The 20,100-nt window shown below is 53.1% G+C and carries 18 protein-coding genes; all 18 read right to left on the reverse strand.

Translation table 11 applies throughout. The features are described from left to right. Positions 1-4: 4 nt before the first annotated feature. Positions 5-1,120 (reverse strand): glycosyltransferase family 4 protein, encoded by a 1,116-nt coding sequence (locus KI215_RS14920; RefSeq protein ID WP_212773474.1) that lies wholly within the window; start codon positions 1,118-1,120, stop codon positions 5-7. A 182-nt stretch (positions 1,121-1,302) separates the two neighbouring features. Continuing rightward, positions 1,303-2,703, reverse strand: coding sequence for an O-antigen ligase family protein (locus tag KI215_RS14925; RefSeq protein WP_212773475.1), 1,401 nt, complete (start codon positions 2,701-2,703; stop codon positions 1,303-1,305). A gap of 17 nt (positions 2,704-2,720) precedes the next feature. Then, on the reverse strand, positions 2,721-4,178 hold the full coding sequence (locus KI215_RS14930; RefSeq protein ID WP_212773476.1) for a lipopolysaccharide biosynthesis protein: 1,458 nt from the start codon (positions 4,176-4,178) through the stop codon (positions 2,721-2,723). A gap of 23 nt (positions 4,179-4,201) precedes the next feature. Further along, entirely contained in the window at positions 4,202-4,948 is a 747-nt protein-coding gene (locus KI215_RS14935) for an acyltransferase (protein ID WP_212773477.1), read from the reverse strand. A 10-nt stretch (positions 4,949-4,958) separates the two neighbouring features. Then, positions 4,959-6,272, reverse strand: a complete 1,314-nt coding sequence (locus tag KI215_RS14940) for a nucleotide sugar dehydrogenase (protein WP_212773478.1) — start codon at positions 6,270-6,272, stop codon at positions 4,959-4,961. 20 nt (positions 6,273-6,292) lie between these two features. After that, complete coding sequence (locus tag KI215_RS14945; RefSeq protein WP_212773479.1) at positions 6,293-7,402, reverse strand: DegT/DnrJ/EryC1/StrS family aminotransferase; 1,110 nt, start codon at positions 7,400-7,402, stop codon at positions 6,293-6,295. Between the two features lie 3 nt (positions 7,403-7,405). Next, a complete protein-coding gene (locus tag KI215_RS14950; protein WP_212773480.1) occupies positions 7,406-8,449 on the reverse strand; it encodes a Gfo/Idh/MocA family protein in 1,044 nt (347 codons plus the stop codon). A 287-nt stretch (positions 8,450-8,736) separates the two neighbouring features. Further along, positions 8,737-9,939 (reverse strand): glycosyltransferase family 4 protein, encoded by a 1,203-nt coding sequence (locus KI215_RS14955; protein WP_212773481.1) that lies wholly within the window; start codon positions 9,937-9,939, stop codon positions 8,737-8,739. A gap of 41 nt (positions 9,940-9,980) precedes the next feature. Then, on the reverse strand, positions 9,981-11,045 hold the full coding sequence (gene wecB / locus KI215_RS14960; protein ID WP_275956720.1) for a non-hydrolyzing UDP-N-acetylglucosamine 2-epimerase: 1,065 nt from the start codon (positions 11,043-11,045) through the stop codon (positions 9,981-9,983). Between the two features lie 292 nt (positions 11,046-11,337). Further along, on the reverse strand, positions 11,338-11,772 hold the full coding sequence (gene fabZ, locus KI215_RS14965) for a 3-hydroxyacyl-ACP dehydratase FabZ (protein ID WP_205492179.1): 435 nt from the start codon (positions 11,770-11,772) through the stop codon (positions 11,338-11,340). Positions 11,773-12,113: 341 nt separating this feature from the next. Further along, on the reverse strand, positions 12,114-13,400 hold the full coding sequence (locus KI215_RS14970; protein ID WP_420830199.1) for an NAD-dependent malic enzyme: 1,287 nt from the start codon (positions 13,398-13,400) through the stop codon (positions 12,114-12,116). Between the two features lie 63 nt (positions 13,401-13,463). Further along, entirely contained in the window at positions 13,464-13,985 is a 522-nt protein-coding gene (gene pgsA / locus KI215_RS14975) for a CDP-diacylglycerol--glycerol-3-phosphate 3-phosphatidyltransferase (RefSeq protein ID WP_212773484.1), read from the reverse strand. A 109-nt stretch (positions 13,986-14,094) separates the two neighbouring features. After that, positions 14,095-14,910 carry a DNA-directed RNA polymerase subunit beta gene (locus tag KI215_RS14980; RefSeq protein WP_212773485.1) on the reverse strand — a complete coding sequence of 272 codons (816 nt, stop codon included), beginning with the start codon at positions 14,908-14,910 and terminating at the stop codon, positions 14,095-14,097. A gap of 539 nt (positions 14,911-15,449) precedes the next feature. Then, entirely contained in the window at positions 15,450-15,755 is a 306-nt protein-coding gene (gene spoIIID, locus KI215_RS14985) for a sporulation transcriptional regulator SpoIIID (protein ID WP_212773486.1), read from the reverse strand. Positions 15,756-15,908: 153 nt separating this feature from the next. Further along, positions 15,909-16,577, reverse strand: a complete 669-nt coding sequence (locus KI215_RS14990; RefSeq protein WP_212773487.1) for a M23 family metallopeptidase — start codon at positions 16,575-16,577, stop codon at positions 15,909-15,911. Between the two features lie 244 nt (positions 16,578-16,821). Beyond that, positions 16,822-17,826 (reverse strand): stage II sporulation protein D, encoded by a 1,005-nt coding sequence (gene spoIID, locus KI215_RS14995; protein ID WP_212773488.1) that lies wholly within the window; start codon positions 17,824-17,826, stop codon positions 16,822-16,824. Between the two features lie 187 nt (positions 17,827-18,013). Further along, complete coding sequence (gene murA / locus KI215_RS15000; protein WP_212773489.1) at positions 18,014-19,315, reverse strand: UDP-N-acetylglucosamine 1-carboxyvinyltransferase; 1,302 nt, start codon at positions 19,313-19,315, stop codon at positions 18,014-18,016. 19 nt (positions 19,316-19,334) lie between these two features. Next, positions 19,335-20,060 carry a YwmB family TATA-box binding protein gene (locus KI215_RS15005; RefSeq protein WP_212773490.1) on the reverse strand — a complete coding sequence of 242 codons (726 nt, stop codon included), beginning with the start codon at positions 20,058-20,060 and terminating at the stop codon, positions 19,335-19,337. Positions 20,061-20,100: the final 40 nt, after the last annotated feature.

Below are 20,100 nucleotides of genomic sequence, written 5' to 3' on the forward strand. Positions count from 1 at the left end.
TTCCTTAAGCAAGCTCCTGATACAGTTGCAACAGTTTTTGCTCTTCCACTTGCCAGTTGTACACTTCCTCATGCGCCCGCCGGCCGTTTTCTCCCATCTCCCGGCGTTTCGCCTCATCCGACAGAAGCATCGCCACTTTTTCCGCCATTTCCTCGGGATTGAGCGGATTGACCAGAAACCCGCACCGACTGCCCTCCACAATCTCCCGCCATAGCGGAAAATCGGTGGCGATCACCGGCAGTCCGGCGGCCATATATTCAAACAGTTTGATCGGCAGGGATTCACGGTAGTTTTCTACCGGATGGAGGCAAACCAGCCCCACCTTCCCTTTCATCAGCCATTGCTGCACTTCCTCAAACGGAATCCGACCGTGCAAGTACACCCGTTTGGCTGCGAGTGCCTCACGATCCTGGTCTTCCGGCGCAATGTGCTGAAGCGGTCCGATCAGGTGCAGTTCGGCGTTCAGCTCTTTCGGCAGGTGATCCATCATCGCGATCATCTCGCGGTATCCTCTCAGATAGGAGATGCCGCCCACATACAGCACCCTGTTGACATCGTCTTCCTCCGCGTTCCGCTCCAAACGCGGAAGTGGCAACGGGTAGTTTTTAATCACTTGGACGCGACGGACACCCGCACCCGCGAACTGGCTTCGAATCGACTCCGTTGCCGTCACCACCGCGGGCAAACGACGAGCCAATCCCTTTTCCACCTTGTGTACCACACGTGAGACGATGCCACGGATCTTCGCCGGAATCCAGGGCTTGGTGTGGATCTGTTTGGGCAGATCCTCATGAGCGTCATAAACGACGGGAGCCCCCGTCAGCCAATGAATCAGAACCCCCCAAGGCAACAGCTCCGGGTCATGAAAATGATAAAAGTCGGCCCGGCTTTTCATCGCCCGCCGAAACAACGTCCACCCCGCCGCCAGTCGATGGAGTTTGCTCTTGTGCGGGGGTATGCCCATGATGCGTACCCCTTGTTCCGTTCGCTCCTCAAAATCGGCAATCGCATGAAGTTCCACGTTATACCCCGCCCGGGCGAGTGATACCGCCTGTTTGTGAAAGATGCGGGAATCGTTGTACCCGTGCACGGAGCTGAATATCATCACCTTTTTGGCCATCGACATCCCCTCTCGGCCTGAAAAACCTGCATCCTTGCGTCCCCAGATCAACCGGAAAATTGCCCTTTCTGCCGGGGAAATCCAAGATCGGGGTGACCTTTTTCCTTCTCGTCATTGCGACGTCCACGGTGGAAAAGGTCACCCTTCTTTATCAGATCCGCTACACTCACAGCAAAAAGGCATCAGCTGTTGACGGTGGTTGCCTCAGTCTCCTGTTCGGCCTTTTTCCGTTGCTGTTCACCGAGCACGACCACAGCCAACGCCACCCCGTAGGAAATCCACATCGGGGTGAAATGGATGCAGCTGCTCGGTGCCACCCCACCGATAAAGAAACCGATCAGCGATAACAGGCTGGACAGCGCTCCCCAGCGGATGAGCGGTGACAAGTGGGGAGAACGTTTGATGCTGGCCAACCGCCACAACCTGCGCAACAGACCGAAATAGAGCACCATATACATGACGAAAATCAACACGCCAAAGTTGACGAGCACTTCCGCCCACCAGTTGTGGATATTGACTTTGTTGATGCCTTTCCCCAAATTTGCTTCATTGTGAGCTTCTACATTGCCAGCCCCGACGCCCATATAATTGCTTTCCTGCAGGTAGTGCAGTCCGTACAGCAGGAGGTTTTTGCGCACGGTGATGCTGGTGCCGCCCGTTCCTTCCCCTGCTTCAATTCCTTCCTGATCGGTCGGGACCTTCCAATCTCCCTTCAGATCAAGGAAGATGCCAAACGTGCTGGCCAATTTGGCCCGCGCGCTGTTCTTTCCACCGGAGAGCAAGGTGACGTTCAACAGCCCGACGATCAGAACGATGGAGAGAAATACACCCAATCCCCGCAGGAAGTTTTTCTTCAGCTTCTCCCGGTCCACTGTGAACGGCAACGAGACAGCCCACGCCAACAGGATGAGCGGCAGGGCCATCATTGTGTTGGAACGTGAACCGGTCGCCAAGAGGCAATACAAGGCCACAACGACAGTGATATACGCCAGCACCTTGGTTTGGCGGGATGCTTTGAACATGTACAGCGCTGTCCCGATAAACGGAAGAGCCAGCGTAATCGCCGTAGCCAGATCGTTTTGGTTTTCAAATACAGAGGTGATGTTGGGCGCATCACTCAACCAATAACGGGAAGACGGCAAATGGAAAAAGGTGATCGATTCAAAAAAGCCGAAGGCGACAATACCGAAAAACACCCAAAACAGCGTGCGCATCGTCTGCCAGAACTGCTTCTCCGTATTGGCGAAGAAAGGAAACGACAAACAGAGAAGCGTCATCATCAACAGGAACGTGAGATACTTGATCCCTTTTCCGAGATCGATCACCCAAGTGAGGGAAATGGCGGCATAGGCCACCCAAAAAGCAAAAAACGCCCAGTACCATCGAATGCGGTACATATGAGAGGCTTCGATGCTTTTGTCATTGACCCAGCGCAGGATCAACGCCACCGCCAGGGCAAAGAAAGCGACGCGGAAAAACGTCAGCTTAAACCCCGGTACTTTGACCCCCAGCGTGGGGCCCAACAAAGCAAACGCAATCATCGCGTAAAACAGCTTTTCCAGCCACTGTTGTCTCGGTAACATCAGTGAACTCAACATCCTCACCTTTTCTGTCCGATTTTGGGCATCATCCGGAACAAAACAGGCAACGAACGCAGCCGGAATACGCCCGTAATGAAAACTGCCGCGATATTGATCAGTGTCGCGACCACATAATACACCCATTTGTCTGGCCAATCATTCACTTGAATCCAGGTGATTCCGATCATCGTCACCAGGTACACCGCCAAAAAAGCCAACATGGACGGCATGCGAAATGCAACCGGATATACCTGTTGCGATTTGCGATAGATCAACAGGACGACGAACAAATATGTGACGACGGTCATCGCTGCCGTGCCCCAGTTGCCATACAACGGAACAAGAATGAAATTACCGATGAAGTACAAAATTGCGGCCATGATGAAGACCTTCGAAATCGTGCTTGTTTTCTTCTGGATCAGCAAGCCGACACCGACAATTAAGTGTAGGGTGTTGAGCACCGTACCGAACGACAACATCCAAACATAGGGGTAAGCGGACCAGTATTCGGGTTTCCCCGTCGTCCATTGGATCAGGGGCTGGATAATGAATTCCAGTCCCAAAATGAAGAAAGCACCGACAACCAAGAAGGCCCTGGCTACAAAGCTATAAATGCGGGGGGCATCTTCCCGCTCCTTGATGGACATCGCAAATGGGCGCCACGCCAACTGGAAAGCGGATGTCACCAGTGCCACCATCGTGGCGAAGCGGAACGCAACCCCATAGATCCCGGCCTCACTTTCGGACACCATGTGGTAGATCATAGGCCGGCTCATGGCATTCATCACCCAAAACGCCAGCATGGTGGGCAATAACGGGGCTCCATAACGCAGCAAGTCGAGCAAGTGCTTTTTCTTTACACGCCAAGTGAATTCCCGGCGGAAGAGAAAAACGAGAATGGCCGCCACCGCGATTTGCCCCACTAACTGGCCGAAAAAGATACCGCGTACACCGCCTTGGCCGTAGATCAAAAAGATCACGCTGAGCAGGTTGGAACCTATCACGTAACTCATGCTCATGATGTTGAACAGCCATACACGCCGGTTGTACCGGGCCAGCGCCAGCGTATGCTGGATGACGATCGCTCCCACCGTCGCAGCGATGGCAATCGCCATGACATCCGCGTACGGCTTGTTGTAGAGCAAGCGGCTGAGCGGATCGCCGAACAACAGGGTAACGAGCAGGAACAACACGCATATCCCGCTGCTAAACAGCACGGTTGCGGTGAAATAGCTCCTTTTTTCTTGCTCATCCTTGGCATCAAAGTAATAAAACGCCAAGGCGGCGTCCATACCCAACACGCTCAGGTACGTGACTACCAATGTCAGGGTGTTGGTGAGATCCCAGTCCCCATACTGCGCGGCACGTAAATGCCGCGTCATGATGGGGAGCAACAGGAATGCCACCATTTTGTTGCCCATCGTGGCGATGGCGAACGAAGCGGAATCGGAGAAAAGCTGTTTTAGCTTGTTTCGCATGGTTTACACCTAGATTCTCTCTCTTATTCTTGGTTTTCCAGCTTCTCACGGTCAGGCACGTCCCGCAACGGTTTGGCCGGTACGCCGATGTACAGTTTTGCCGGTTCGGTGTCACGATGAACCAGAGCGCCCGCCGCGATGAAACTCTCTTCTGCCACGGTGACGCCGGGGAGCAAGATGGAGCCGCCGCCAACGCGGGCACCACGTTTGACGTACGGTCCTTTGACGAATTTGAACCGTTCCTTGGTCCGGCCCATGAAATTGTCGTTGGTCGTGGTGACCGTCGGCGCGATAAATACGTGGTCTTCCAATGTAGTGTAAGCGGTGATATAGGCGTTGGTTTGAATCTTGGTATATTCCCCGATCTTCACCTGGTTTTCGACGGCCACGCCCCGGCCGATGACAACATTCCGACCGATCTCGCATTTCTCGCGAACGGAGGCCAGATCGCCGATCATCACCTCATCGCCGAAGGTGCTGCCGCGGTACAATACCACATTGGCCCCGATGTTGCATCCATCGCCCAAGCGGAGCGGCGGTAGTTCGGCGTCCACTTTTACCGTACTGGTCTTGGCCGGTTTGGGCCAACGACCGATGACACTGTTGTCGGCGATGGAGACATTGTTCCCCACCACGGTGCCGGCGTGAATGGTCACATTGTTGCCGATCACCACATTGTCGCCGATCACGACGCCTTCTTCGATGACCGAAAAATGACCGATTTTCACGTTGTCGCCCAGTTGAACGGAATCGTGAATGTAATGGTTCATGGCGTTCCCCTCATAGTTTTTCATAATCCGCACGAATCTCTTTCACGTTTTTCAATGCATTGCGCGTATCGAAGATGACTTTCGCCTTGTCAGCGATCATCTGGTAATCATAGACACTGTGGTCTGTTGTGATCAGCACGAGATCCGCCTGTTCCACCAATTCCGGTGTCAGTTCCTCGCTCTTGTACTCCTTGCCGTTCAGCGTGAACGTCGGCACGTGCGGCTCGTTGATCTTCAGATTGGCGCCGTTTTTCTCCATTAACTGAATAATATCCAGCACCGGGGAATCGCGCAGGTCGTCGATATCTTTCTTATAGGCCACACCCAGGATCAGCACTTTGGCCCCGTTGAGCGCCTTGCCGTAACGGTTGAGAATTTTCATGGAGCGCTCCACCACAAACTCGGGCATGTAGTTATTGATCTCGCCGGCCAGCTCAATCAAGCGGGTGTGGTACTTGTATTCCCGCGCTTTCCATGTCAGGTAGAACGGGTCGATCGGGATGCAGTGCCCGCCAAGACCCGGTCCCGGGTAGAAGGCCATAAACCCGTAGGGCTTCGTTTTGGCCGCATCGATCACTTCCCAGATATCGATGCCCATCCGGTTGCACAAAATGGCCATTTCGTTGGCTAAAGCGATGTTGATGTGACGGAAGGTGTTTTCCAGGATTTTTTCCATCTCCGCCACCCGCGGGCTGGATACCTCATGCACTTCCCCTTCCAGCACCGAACGGTACAATGCCGCCGCCACCTTGGTGCATTCCGGTGTCACACCACCGACCACTTTCGGAGTGTTTTTGGTGTTGTACACCTTGTTACCGGGGTCCACCCTTTCCGGCGAATAAGCCAAGAAGAAGTCTTGACCCACTTTCAAGCCCGTCTCTTCCAGGATCGGTTGGACCACTTCCTCGGTCGTACCCGGGTATGTCGTGCTTTCCAACACGACCAGCATCCCCTTGTGGAGCCGCTTGGCGATGGAGCGCGCGGAACCTTCCACATAGGAGGTGTTGGGCTGCTGATACTTATCCAAGGGCGTCGGCACGCAGATGGCCACCGCGTCCACGTCCTTGATGTGATCATAGTCAGTGGTGGCGCTCAGACGGCCTTCCCGAACGATTTGAGCCAGCTCTTCGTCCACCACGTCACCAATATAGTTGATCCCTTGGTTGACCATGTCAACCCGTTTTTTCTGTATGTCAAACCCAATGACACGATAACCCGCTTTCGCTTTTTCCACGGCCAGCGGCAGGCCGACGTAACCCAGACCGACCACACCGATGACCGCTGTTTTGTCTTCAATTTTTTGAAGCAGCGTTTTGTTTTCCACGGTCCTTCATCCCTTTTTCATCATGAATTATAGAAGCTTTTTACCGCATCCGCGATCATACGGACATTTTCATCAGACAGCTCCGGATAACACGGCAGTGCCATCGTGCGGGTGCACAGCTCTTCTGCCACAGGCAGACTGCCTTTGCCGTACTCCAGATCTTTGTACACTTCCTGATGGTGCAACGGTACCGGATAATAGACTCCCGTAGCGATGCCTTTTTCCTTCAAATATTGGATGAGACCGTCGCGGTTTTCCGCTTGGATGATGTACAGATGATAAATGTGTTTGCGATCCTCAGCCGCAAACGGCGTCACCACCGGCGTATCCTTCAACAGTTCGTCGTACAGCGCGGCTTTTTGGCGACGCGCTTCGTTCCATTCATTCAGATAGCGCAATTTCACACGCAGAATCGCCGCCTGCAGTTCATCCAAACGGCTGTTGTAGCCGATTGCGTTGTTGTAGTACTTGGATTTCTCGCTTTTTCCGTGAACACGCAGGCTGCGCAGTTTCCGGTCCAGCGATTCGTCGTTGGTCACGATCATCCCGCCGTCACCGTAACCGCCCAGGTTTTTGGTCGGGAAAAAGGAGTAGCATGCCGCATGACCGAAGGAACCCACCCGGCGTCCTTTGTATTCCGAACCGATCGCTTGGCAGGCATCCTCGATCACGTAGAGATCGTGTTCCCGGGCGATTTCCATGATTTCGTCCATATCAGCTGGTTGCCCGAAGATGTGAACCGGAATGATCGCTTTGGTCCGATCGGTGATTTTTTCCCGTACTTTGGCCGGATCCAGATTGTACGTTTTCGGGTCGACGTCGGCGAACACCGGCGTTGCACCCACGCGGGAAATACACTCCGCGCTGGCGAAGAAGGTAAACGGCGAGGTGATCACCTCATCCCCCGGACCGATCCCCAGCGCGTCCAGCGTCAGCACCAACGCATCCGTACCGTTGCCCACGCCGATGCCGTATTTGGCTTGGCTGAATGTAGCCACTTCCTCCTCCAATTTTTTCACTTCTGGTCCGAGAATGTAACGTCCTCCGTCCAGCACTTCGTCCACCGCGCGCCGGACTTCTTCACGAATCTTGGCGTATTGAGCCTTCAAATCAAGCAAAGGGATATTCATGGTTTACCCCCGTTTCTTCTGTTTTCGCTCCAATGTATCCATTTTTACCGGTTGTCCCGTCTCGGCAGCGAGCTGACAGGCAATGACCAAACTGAGCGCACGACGACCTTCCTCTCCGGAAACGATCGGCTTGCGCCCGGTCTGAATTGCTTCTGTCATGTCCTGGATAATGCACTGATGCCCCGGAATACCGAACGGATCTTCTTCGATACGGGCAATCGTTTCTTTTGATACCTCTTCCGGTTCGTCTTCAAACTTCCAAGTTTTGATCCAGTTGGCAGTCGGTCCGCCGATGACGGCCGTGCCTTTTTCGCCGAAAATGCTGAGGGATTCTTCCAGGTTACGCGGATAGATGGTGACCGCCGCCTCGATCACGCCCAAAGCGCCGTTTTTGAAACGGACAACAGAGACGGACGTATCCTCCGCTTCGATATTGCGGATCCGCGTCGCTTGATACGATTGGACTTCGTCGACTTCGCCCATCATCCACAGCAACAGGTCCAAGTTGTGAATGGCCTGGTTCATCAGCACGCCGCCATCCATCGCTTTGGTTCCCCGCCACGGCGCCTGATCGTAATATGCCTGGTTTCGATTCCACCGGACCGTCGCATTGGCATGGCCAATCTTGCCAAATGCACCGGCATCCATTTTCTTGCGCAATTCGCGAATGGCCGGACGGAAACGGTTGGGATGAACCACCGCCATCAGGACACCGTTTTTCTCACAAGCATCGATCATCCGGTCGGCATCTTCCAGCGTGAGCGCCATCGGCTTTTCCACGACAACATGTTTCCCCGCTTCCGCCGCTTGTATCGTCAGATCGGCGTGCAGGCCGCTGGGTGTGCAGATGCAAACCGCGTCTATGTCCGGATTTTTGAGCATGTCCGCCAAATCGGTGTATCCTTGGACCCCGTCCGTCGCAAATGCCTGCAACCGCTCGGGGTTGGTGTCACACACCGCCACCAATTGGGCGTCATCCACTGCCGCGATCGCATCCACATGTTTTTTGGCGATGTGACCGCAGCCGACGATTCCATAGCGTATCACGTAAATCCTCCTTTTCCCACCACCAGATCAAGCTCCTGCCAGTACCCTTCGTGATATCCAAACTTTTCCTCGTTATGTTACAGGAACATTACAAAACCCATTTAACACTGTAACATAGTTGACAATTTTTTTGTATCCCTGTCAAGAAAATATCACACATTCCTTTGAAATGACTGCAAGTATTCCGTAAGGGAGCAAATGCTTTCCGAATGTGGACAGATACTTACCAGACACGCCTTGGTCTCGGTGAAAACCGATTTCTGGCTTCCGCTGATCACGACGATGTGTCAACCTACCTGCTGATTCAACATTTGTTCGTACAACCGCTTCACCCGTTCGGCGTTTTCTTTCCATGTCAGTGAGCCCGAAAGGGTGTAGGCGCGCTCGCCCATATCGTGCGCCAATCCTTCTTCTTCGATTAATAAGATGGACAGATAACGCGCCAATTCATCCGCATCTTCCGGCTTGACGAGAAAACCGGTCTTCCGGTGTTGAAGAATTTCCGCTATCCCGCCGACATCGGTCGCCACAAACGGTTTTCCACACCCCATCGATTCCAGCAGAATCGACGGCAACCCCTCGCTCAAACTGGACAGCACCACCACATCAGCAGCGTTGATCCACAACGGAATTTCGTCATGCGGCTTGCGTCCCTGAAAGAGAACATAATCCTGGATCCCCGCTTCTCGGCATTGGCGCTGAAGCTGCGACTTGAGCGGCCCGTCTCCCACCATCACAAGGCGGACGGAAGGGTCCTTCTTCACCAGTTGGGCAAATGCCGTCAACAGGTGGGACAATCCCTTTACTGGATAAAAGTTTCCGACAAACAGTGCGATTTTGTGTTGTTTATCCAACCCCAACTGTTGCCGGACTTCCTTTTGATTTCGGGGGTAAAAGCGGGTCGGATCAAAACCGTTGTAAATGGTGACGGCCTCAATCCCGGCCACCATTTCCAAAGCTTCCTTGCGCAGGCGGTCACTCACAGCGATGATTTGATCGGACAGACGGAGCGCTTCCTCGGTGTTGCGATATACCCAACGGCTGCGCTTGGGATACAGACGGATATCCGAACCGTGGATCGTACTGACAACCGGAACGCCGAACAGTGATTTCAGCTTGCCACCGGCGTGTCCGTCGGGATAAATGGTATGACAATGGATGAGATCAAACGGAAACTCCCGACGCAACGCAGTCAAATGGCGGGACAGTGACCAGTAATACAACATGCCGTACATTCCGAAAAAGAATCCCCCGGGAAACATCCAAGTGGGAACGTAATCGATGATAATGCCGTCCATCACCGTTCGCTTGGGAAATTCCCGGTACGCTTTCCATTTGGGGTACAGCGGAAACCGGGGGATCGGAGAAACGACCCGGCACTCGACGCCTGCGGCGGCGAGTGCCTTCACCTGATTGTGCACGAAAATGCCGGACATCGGATTGGCAGGGTTTGGATACATGTGTGAAATGACTAATACTTTCAATCGCATGGCTATGTCGATTCCTTTCCATGTAGAATGACCCCTGCGGATTAAAGGTCCGCCGATAAGCGCTCGGCGATGTGGTCTGCGGCATGTCCATCTCCAAACACCGGCGCGACCGAAGAAAAGTCCACTTCAAACCGTTCCACGGCATCCAGAATCTTGTCGGTATCGGCTCCGACCAGGATGTTGCATCCCAGCTCCACCGTCTCTGTCCATTCGGTTTCATCCCGCATCGTAATGCACGGGACGGAAACGAAAAAGGCTTCTTTCTGCACCCCGCCGGAATCGGTCAGGATCTTCTTGGCGTGGGATTCCAACTGCAGCATGTCCAAATACCCCACTGGTTCGATTACGCGTACATTGGGGTTGTCAATGGTCAACCCGGTCTGGGCCAACTTACCGCGCGTCCGTGGATGGAGCGGCAGTACAGCCGGCACAGACAATTGGTTCAACGCCCGGACGATTCCCGCCAACCGTTCAGGTACATCGGTGTTCTCCGCCCGGTGGAGCGTCACCAATACATATGAACGGGAGGAAAGACCCAAGCGATCCAGCACATTTGACTTCTCATCAGCCAACTGCCGGTTGTACAACACCGCATCCATCATCACATCCCCCGTCAGATGGACACCATCAGTAATCCCTTCGTTCTTCAGATGACGCACCGCTGTTTCTGTCGGGCAAAAGAGCCAGCGGGAAACATGGTCAGTCAACACCCGGTTGATCTCCTCCGGCATGCGGCGATTGAAACTGCGAAGACCCGCTTCCACGTGCGCAACGGGGATATGCAGTTTGGCAGCGGCCAACGCACCGGCCAACGTTGAGTTGGTATCGCCGTACACCAAGAGACAATCCGGTTTTTCCGCCAACAGCACTTCTTCCACTTTGGCCAGCATTTCACCCGTCTGTGCACCATGGGATTTGGAACCGACACCCAAGTGGTAATCAGGCGCGGGAATATTCAGTTCCTCGAAAAAAACGTCCGACATGGACTTGTCATAGTGCTGTCCCGTATGAACCAACACTTCCGTCCCTTTTTCACGCAATTTGCGGGAGACAGGTGCGGCCTTGATGAATTGGGGTCGTGCCCCGACAACGGTCACAACTTTCATCTGCAAACGACCTCCTGGCAAATTTCCCCCCAGGCTACCCACCGCTGAATCAAGGATGAACACCTATTCCTTCGACCATAATAAAAACACAGCAACTCAAACGGGAGCGAGCAAAATGAACGAGAAACAGACTCTTCATGAATTCCCTTGTGCGGTGGGGTTGATCAACGGTATGATCCTGAGTCTGCCACTGTGGGGATTTATTTATTTCCTTATTCGCATGTGGTTGTGATTGGAAAGGTTTCCTTGACGGAAGGAAAGGAAGGCCCGAATGGGACCTTCCTTTATGAATTTATCGGGGATCAGTGATGGCAAACATCAATTCTCCCTCAGCCACCACTTTCCCATTCACTCTTGCGGTTCCCTGCCCTTTGCCGAGCGAGCCGCGCAGTTTCACCATCTCCACTTCCAACTCCAACACGTCACCCGGTTTCACTTGCTCTCTGAACCGGAATTTGTCGATTCCAGTGAAAAATGCCAACTTACCCCGATTCTCCTCCAAGCCGAGTACGGCGACCGCACCCACTTGTGCCAACGCCTCCACAATCAATACACCGGGCATGACCGGATAATCGGGAAAATGCCCTTGAAAAAACGGTTCATTGATGGTGACGTTTTTGATTCCGACGGCACGTTTTCCCTCTTCGACCTCCACGATCCGATCCACCAACAAGAACGGATATCGATGCGGGATGACTTGCTGGATCGCTATGGCGTCCATTTCCATATTTTTCGACTCCTTTCCGAACCAAAACACGAGTTGCTGATCCCATTATAGCGAATCAAACGGGGGATTGCCACGATGCGGCAGGTATGTTCCGCTTTCAGCCGTTTACAATAAGAACAGTCCCCCATTGAGGGGTTCAAATAAAAAGGGCGCCGAAAGCCTTTCGGCGCCTTTTTTCCCTAAGACCTCAGTCCCGAGGAGTGCAGATCACGAGCAATGTACGTTTCGTTTGGAGGATTTGCCCGTGATTCAATTCCGCGCTTCCCGATTCGATGTTCGGTCGGGCTTAGGTCTTGTCGCTCACTTGGGAGCTTGGTTCAACTAAAAACTCCGTTTCCCCTTCACAAGCCACGACCAGCCACTTCTTCCACTGCCCTGGCTACTTCCCGATGCACTTTGGGGTTGAGGGGGTGCGGAACCAGTTCTCCATCCCGAGTGCAGTCGGCGATGGCTTCGGCTGCCACTACCAGCATCTCGTGAGTGATGCGTTTGGCTCCCGCATTCAGTACACCACGGAAAATGCCGGGGAAGCCCAACACGTTGTTGACCGAACGTCCGTCAGCAGCAAAACCGGCCCCAGCTTTAAGCGCATCTTCCGGCTCAATCTCCGGTTTCGGGTTGGACAGCGCAAGGATGACTTGTCCTTCCCGGATCATTTCCGGTTTGATCAACCCAGGTACACCGGTGGTGGAGATGACAATGTCGCACGTTTGCATCAGTTCTTCCAAGCTGTTCAGCGGTTCCCCACCGTATGCCGCGAGTCGCTTCTTGGCATCTTCGTTCAAATCGACACCGTGTACGCGTTGGACACCGTAGGCGAGGAACATCCGGCAAATCGCGAGACCCGCCGCTCCCAGACCAACTTGTCCAACCACTGCTTCCTTTAAATCCACTCCGGCACAACGGCAAGCGGAGATGACAGCCGCCAATGTGACAACCGCGGTACCGTGCTGGTCATCGTGCATGACGGGAATATCCAACTCTTCCTTCAGCCGGTCTTCCACTTCAAAACAATGCGGCGAACCGATATCTTCCAGCAAAATACCGCCGAATCCGGGAGAGATCGTTTTGACCGTCCGTACGATTTCATCCGGATCTTTGGTGTTCAACAGAATCGGTACGCCGCTGATCCCTGCAAACCGGTCAAACAACGCCGCTTTCCCTTCCATAACCGGCATCCCGGCCACGGGACCGATGTCACCGAGCCCCAAAATAGCGGTACCGTCCGTCACGATGGCAACCGTGTTGCCGATACTGGTGTAGATGCGCGCTTTTTCCGGATCTTCCTGGATCACCCGGCACACGTTGGCCACGCCCGGCGTATAGACCTGCCGCAAGTCGGCCAGCGAGCGGATGTCCATTTTACTTTTCATATGGATTTTTCCGCCTTCGTGCGCACGTAGCACGTCGTCGGATACGGTGCGGACCCGGATTCCGCCACCCAGGCTTTGGATCGCGTCGATGACGGCATGCAATTGCTCCTCGTTCTCACAATGCACGGTAATGTCACGCATGGTGGTGAACGGTCCGATCTGCACCGTGACGATGTCTCCGATATCACCGCCCACCGAACCGATAGCGGTTGCTACTCGCCCCAAGTTTCCGGGTTTTGAAGGCGTTTCCACCATAATCGAACGAATGACGTTTCTCTCAGGCAAGAAGGGCACCCCCTGCTTCGTTGACTGAATCCACTACATCAGACGTTGGTTGATCATCTTGAATTGGAATAAATAGATGAGCGTGGTTACAAACGAAAGCGCGATCACGCCCCACAAGAAGGACTGCGCAAACGGCAGCTCGAACATCAACAAAAACAACGCGACATAAAACAAAAACGTGGTCAGTTTCCCTAATGCATTGGCCGGTACGGTTCGTTTCCCGCGAAGATGGAAGAAAGCGGAACCGACGATCATCCCCACGTCGCGAAGGACGATCGCCACACCTGCCCAAATGCTGATGCGCTCCGATATCAACAACGACAAAAACACGGACAGCATCATCAGTTTATCCGCCAACGGGTCCAGCATGATACCCAATTGGGTCACTTGCCGGTGTTTTCTAGCCAAATAACCGTCCACCACGTCCGTCAATCCCGCCAAAAGGATGACCCCGAAAGCCCAATACATCCGATTCGGAAGATCGGAAAAAAAGAGGAATAAGTACAGCGGAATCAACACGAATCGAAAGAGTGTCAACAGGTTGGGCACGTTCACACGGGGTCCCTCCTCACGGCATTCCTACTGTATTATACCCGATTTTCGGCATCCAAAAAGACGGCAAGAAAGATCCCGCGCTACCACATGGGCAGGGCGGGGCTTTGACTCACCCGTAGATCAAATCATACAGATGCTTCCACAAATCCGGGTTGAATACCTCACCTGGAGGTTGATCCCCCATCACACCATAACCGATCATTAAACCGACTGCCAATACGATGACCCACACCAACGGAAGGAATAACAAGGTTTGCTTTACCCACTTGGCTCCTGACCCGCTTTTCTGTGAAATGTCCTTCGGCTCATCCTCAACCTTGTCCGCCGTTGATTGAGACGGCTCCGGGGTCGATGAGGGTGCATCTTGCACCGCTTCCGCCGCAACCGCGATCGGGGCGGTTGTATCAAGGGGCGCTTCATCGTCTTGGCTCCATTTCAGCTTGCCGATCGGTCTTCGAACGGGCTCGTCATCCTCTTCCCATTCGTCCGCCTGATCATCCTGTTCATCGACCTGCGAAGCTTCTTCGATCACCTTCGGATCTACCTGTTGCTGGCTGAGAGAATCCGGGCTTGTATCGCCTTCCTCACTGTCGGATGGTGTCGCTTTCCCTTCTTCGGCGGACGGTTCCTCTTTTTCCGGTTCCTGATCTTCCGTCGGTTCCACTGGTGAAACAACCGGCGAAACGGATTCCGCTTCACCATTCGATTCCGGTTCGGTTTCTACCAGGTCAGAGGATGGGGAGGCAGGATTGATTTCTTTTTCAGTGGGGGTATCCTCGCTCCATTTCCAGTTTCCAAGTTCCGGCTTTCCGGATAAGGTAGGTTGGGCGGAATCAGCTTTCTCCACGTTCGATTGTTCAGATTCGGAAATAACCAGATGAGACGTCGAATGGCTGGTATCGGGCTTTTTTTTATCCTCTTGCATATGCTAATCCTCTCCAAACAACTGTTGGATCGACGTGAAAGCGGCTCGTCCACTTTAATGGGAAACATTGTGAAAATGTACACAAAAAGGCTGTCAACCGCTTTCCATCGTACAAGGGATCTGAAGATGGGTGTTGGGATGCGATCGCCCCCGCCCTTGCCCTGTATCTTTATGTATGGTATGGGGAATGCATCCCGATTGGAACGTTCGGCATGTTCGTTTCAATGGTACACTGCCGCATCTTCGGTTGTTATCCGCTGATCAGGGTACTGTACCGATCAACCATAGACTCACCAAAGGGATCGTCTTCATAGATAGAATATATCGCAATTGTTGTTATAAGTCTACACTTCCTGGCAAGGCGGGAAGGGGAAGGGGGAAGAAATGATCCCTGTGGGAAGATCGCAATTCAATTATCCAAAAATGATTTATGATTGCCAAAAAAGGGATCATCTCTGTGCAGCTCACTCGGCCCGGACAGATCGCATATATGTAATCGTCAACGGGAAACGCGGGTATGAAATGGGCCATCCCAATGGTTAAGTGGTGATACTTACCTTTGTGATATTTTTTCCACGAACGTTTTCCTTCTGCTTATGCTTTCGTTTATATTTGATCTTGGTGGCTTCTCCTCCCCTTAAATGACGGATCGACTTGTGATATTCCAAAATTTCCTTTACTTGACTGGCGAGTTCGGGGTTAATCTCGGGTAGTCGTTCCGTCAGATCTTTGTGTACCGTGCTTTTGGAAACACCGAATTCCTTTGCTATCATGCGAACGGTATTTCTAGTTTCCACAAAGTATCGGCCAATCTTGATAGTGCGCTCCTTGATGTAATCGTGCACTCCCTTCGCCCCCTCTTCAGAATGTCTGCTACATTATATGAGCCGTTTGATCGGTTATTCTCCCCTTACAAGCCGTGACAAGCCATTTTGCGCGGTTTTTGGCGAACCCTAAAAAAAGCCGGAGCTGTTTCGCTCCGGCTTTGTCACGCTTTTTTATTTCAAGTACAGTTCCGGCTGTACAGATTGATTGCCCTTCCGTACCTCAAAATGGAGGTGGACACCGGCTTCTTTCTCAAAGTTATTTCTTCCGGCTTGGGCGATGACATCACCTTGTTTGACCTCTTGACCCACTTTGACGCGGATATCCGTCAAACTTTGGTATACGGTGATCAAACCGTTTTTGTGCTGAATCTCCACTTGCTGACCGACCAACGGATTATGCTCCACTCGAATCACTTTTCCGCTCAATGCGGCGATCACATCGAAACTTTTACCGTCTTTGCGGGCATAGTCGATTCCTGAATGCGGCCAATACGTATTGGCGTATTTCACCAATGCCTTTTCTTTGACTTTGGCGGATGAGGTATCGTCATAGTAGCCCATTTGCGCGTCGGCATCGGCGGTCTTGGCGACCGGTGCCGTCATTTGTTCGGCTTTTTGATCGACCGGCACGGTATTGTGGCTGATTTGCACATCCGTTCCGGGTTTGGTTACCCTGGACTCTTGCGCGTTTTGGTACAACCAAACCACGGTGAGAATGAGTGCGGCAGCTGCGAGGTAGATGGCCGGAAAAGCCCATTTCTTCGCAAACAGGCGTTTCCATCGGATTCCCTGCTTCGCATTGTCCATTTGGATCGGTTTATTTGGTTTTTCTGGTTTCATTTTCCTATCACCTCAGCAACCATTTTGGACACGGGTTTCTCGTTTTATACCTACCTCTCCCGATTTTTTTCATTTTTTCGAATGGGGAAATGCCTGAAAAGACCCGTGTTTATCCCGACTATTTCGTCGGCTGGTTGAGAGTTTTACTTGATAGGAAAGACGAAACATCATGCTTCGATCCGTTCGTTTCTAGGTCCATTTGGGCGTTGTCATCCCTTCAGGACAGAGCATATCGGTCACACCTTTATGGCCAATGTCCAATGGTCACACCACGATAATAATATTGGACGATCTCCACCGCCGACCTACCCTGCTTGGCCAAGAGGTTTGCCCCCCATTGGCTCATCCCGACACCGTGTCCGTAACCTTGGGTGATGAACAGGATGGTACCACCACGAATGCTCCAGGTGAAATCCGTGGACGGCAATCCCAACGCCTCCCGAACCTGACGTCCGGTAAACCATTGGTCCCCGATTCGGATTCTCCTGATGCGATCACTTTTTGTCCGTTCCGCTCCGCTGATCCATTTGGCTCCCGAAAGGGACTGGGCAATCAGTTTCTTTCCGGTAAATGATTCCAAACGATGAACGACCTCGCTCATCGCAATCCGGATTTGCGCCTGGTACTTGGGCGATTGACGATCCCAGGGAGATGGTACGCTACGCAAATAGGGATACGATTGACGGAAATAATCTTCCGCGTTTTCCGTTTGTCCGTTGCTGGTGGAGAAAAAGGCGGCATAGATCGGTTTTCCCCCATATAACAAAATTTTTCCCCGTGTTTCCTGTACCGCCTGGTTGACCCGGTTTGAGTAAGAGGGATATCGGTCTTTCCACTCCATTTTTAACTGCTCGTCCGTCATAAACGCTTGGTGGTCCGGAGAATCGGTTACTTGTGCATCCTCGGCCGCCGCACCGTACGACCGCATATCGGTAAAGTCCCCCTTGGCCAGTCGTTCGGCAATATAGGTACGTGCCGCCATCGCTTGAGCTTTCAGCGCCTCCAAGTGAAAGTCGGCCGGCATCTCCGCCGCTACCACACCCCGAATATAGGATTCAAGCGGGATTGCCACGACACGCCGTTCTTTGGTCAAAAAGACGCGGATCATCGGTTCATGTGCATCATGTGTCAACCGGATGGGTTTTTTCGGATGGGGTGCGGTCGATGCATCAAAATAGGTTACCAATGCGGGGACAGCCAGCATCACTGAGAGAAACACAACCACATAAACCACAAATCCTTTGTGCATAATCCACCTCTCTCTCCCCGATTCTCTCACTGAGGACAACCCTCTCTTACAGCCTATGAATCGCAGGAGGAGATAGTACTTCAGAACCGAAAGTCACTCCCTAAGATCGACGGATACAGGCATCAAGGCATAGGAATAGAAACAAAAAAGGCCGCGAATATCGCGACCTTCCAGATCCATTATGAACTTATGCATATGAGGGCTGCACAGAGGATACGTCTTTCTCCGCGTCCACCTTCACACGTTTGATATCCGCACCCAATGCCTGCAATTTCTCCACCAACTGAACGTAGCCCCTGTCGATATGGTGCAGTTCCGTTACTACCGTCGTGCCTTCTGCAGCCAGTCCAGCCAACACAAGCGCAGCTCCCGCCCGCAGGTCGGTGGCTTTCACTTCAGCACCGGACAGCGGATGGCCCCCTTCGATGAAGGCGGAGCGACCATTGATTTTGATCTTCGCACCCATGCGTTTCATTTCTTCGACGTGCATGAACCGGTTTTCAAATACGGTCTCGGTAACCACGCTGTTCCCGTCCGCCGTCAGCAGCAACGCCATCATCTGCGATTGCATATCAGTCGGGAAGCCCGGATATGGCAGCGTTTTGACGTCCACTGGCTGCAGTTTCCCTTCCGCACGGACATGGACGCCATTCTCCCCTTCCAATACATGGACGCCCATTTCACGAAGCTTGGCAATCAACGGATTGATGTGATCGGGAATTGCTCCCTCCACAAACACTTCGCCACGGGTGATCGCTGCCGCAATCATGTATGTGCCGGCTTCGATCCGATCGGGAATGACGGTATATTCCGTTCCCCGCAGGAAATCCACCCCGTCAATGCGGATCGTCCCGGTACCGGCCCCCCGCACTTGGGCACCCATCGCGTTCAGGAAATTGGCCAGATCAACGATTTCCGGTTCCCGCGCCGCATTTTCGATGATGGTGCGCCCTTCCGCCAGTGCTGCCGCCATCATGATGTTTTCCGTCGCTCCGACACTGGCCACATCGAGATAGATACGTGCCCCCCGCAAACGATCCGGCACGCGTCCCTCGATAAACCCTTGGCCGATTTCAAACTCGGCTCCCATCGCTTCAAACCCTTTGAGATGCTGATCGATCGGACGGCTGCCGATCGCACACCCACCAGGCAACGGAATGCGAGCATGTTTCTTGCGCGCCAACAACGGCCCCATCACCAGGAACGAAGCGCGCATTTTCCGCACCAAATCGTACGGTGCCTGGGTCGTCGTCAACTTTTCCGCCCGGATGCGAACGGATCCTTCGTCCAGCTTCGCTTCCGCGCCCAAGTTTTGGAGCAGTTGGGTGATCGTTTTGACGTCTTCCAGCAGGGGAGTGTCATGGATGACGATTTCTCCCCGCGATGCGAGAATGGAAGCGGCGATGATCGGTAGGACAGCGTTCTTTGCACCGTGAATCTTCACTCTGCCTTTCAACTTCTTGCCGCCACGAACAATGATTTTTTCCAAATGTCTTCCCTCCGCCAAACTAGTATTCTATGGTGATGATCGGAGTCCCCATGGTCACGGCAATACGATGGTGCAGGGGGTCCATACGTGCTGCAACCTGCAGATTCATGAAACCGCCCTGCGTGTTCAATCCATCGGGGAACAAGGGGGAATAACAGGAAACGCTGGTGGTCGGCGCCGTGCGCAGCGCTTCCACCTCCCGCGCGCGCATTCGCTTCATCGCTTGCTGGATCCACTGCTCTTTATTTGACGGTTGCAACTCCTGGTGTCCTTGAATCGAGAAGTGCAACCTGGGCGCGATTCCCTGCTGTTCCAATCGTTTGACGAGACGTTGCCGGGCGCGGAAAAATGCCGCGTCAGGACGTCCCCGACCATTGATGCGAACCGATACGTACGGTTGAATCCACCGCTTAGTAGGCTCATCGTTGATAACGATCAATTCCACCCGTTGGTTTCGCCCCCACCAGCCGGAGGCGGACCAACGCAGACCGTCTCCTTCCTTACGCTGAACCGGCGACAAACCCAAAGCCTGCCGCAATTCATCCGTCCAATCGTCCACTTGGTGTTCTTCCATCACCTGAGCGATTCGCCCGCCATGGTGCAACACGTATCGCTCCGGTTGTGCGCCCATTTCCAAAAACACATGGGTCAGCGTTTGTTCCGGCACCGCTGCCGGAGCCGATGCAACAATGAACGTACTTAGAATAATCAGTGCAAACGTGAGTGTCAACCATTTGGACCGCATATGTATCGCCCCCTCTTTCTCTTTCACCATTGTTCACGAA

It is taken from the genome of Polycladomyces abyssicola, from assembly GCF_018326425.1.
In the GTDB taxonomy this organism is placed as follows: Bacteria; Bacillota; Bacilli; order Thermoactinomycetales; family JIR-001; genus Polycladomyces; species Polycladomyces abyssicola.

Bases quoted from the DNA above. Each gene is read 5' to 3' on its own strand.
- KI215_RS14920 (WP_212773474.1), bottom strand. From the start codon at position 1,120: ATGGCCAAAAAGGTGATGATATTCAGCTCCGTGCACGGGTACAACGAT.
- KI215_RS14925 (WP_212773475.1), bottom strand. From the start codon at position 2,703: ATGTTACCGAGACAACAGTGGCTGGAAAAGCTGTTTTACGCGATGATT.
- KI215_RS14930 (WP_212773476.1), bottom strand. From the start codon at position 4,178: ATGCGAAACAAGCTAAAACAGCTTTTCTCCGATTCCGCTTCGTTCGCC.
- KI215_RS14935 (WP_212773477.1), bottom strand. From the start codon at position 4,948: ATGAACCATTACATTCACGATTCCGTTCAACTGGGCGACAACGTGAAA.
- KI215_RS14945 (WP_212773479.1), bottom strand. From the start codon at position 7,402: ATGAATATCCCTTTGCTTGATTTGAAGGCTCAATACGCCAAGATTCGT.
- KI215_RS14955 (WP_212773481.1), bottom strand. From the start codon at position 9,939: ATGCGATTGAAAGTATTAGTCATTTCACACATGTATCCAAACCCTGCC.
- wecB (WP_275956720.1), bottom strand. From the start codon at position 11,045: ATGAAAGTTGTGACCGTTGTCGGGGCACGACCCCAATTCATCAAGGCC.
- fabZ (WP_205492179.1), bottom strand. From the start codon at position 11,772: ATGGAAATGGACGCCATAGCGATCCAGCAAGTCATCCCGCATCGATAT.
- KI215_RS14970 (WP_420830199.1), bottom strand. From the start codon at position 13,400: ATGGTGGAAACGCCTTCAAAACCCGGAAACTTGGGGCGAGTAGCAACC.
- KI215_RS14980 (WP_212773485.1), bottom strand. From the start codon at position 14,910: ATGCAAGAGGATAAAAAAAAGCCCGATACCAGCCATTCGACGTCTCAT.
- KI215_RS14990 (WP_212773487.1), bottom strand. From the start codon at position 16,577: ATGAAACCAGAAAAACCAAATAAACCGATCCAAATGGACAATGCGAAG.
- spoIID (WP_212773488.1), bottom strand. From the start codon at position 17,826: ATGCACAAAGGATTTGTGGTTTATGTGGTTGTGTTTCTCTCAGTGATG.
- KI215_RS15005 (WP_212773490.1), bottom strand. From the start codon at position 20,060: ATGCGGTCCAAATGGTTGACACTCACGTTTGCACTGATTATTCTAAGT.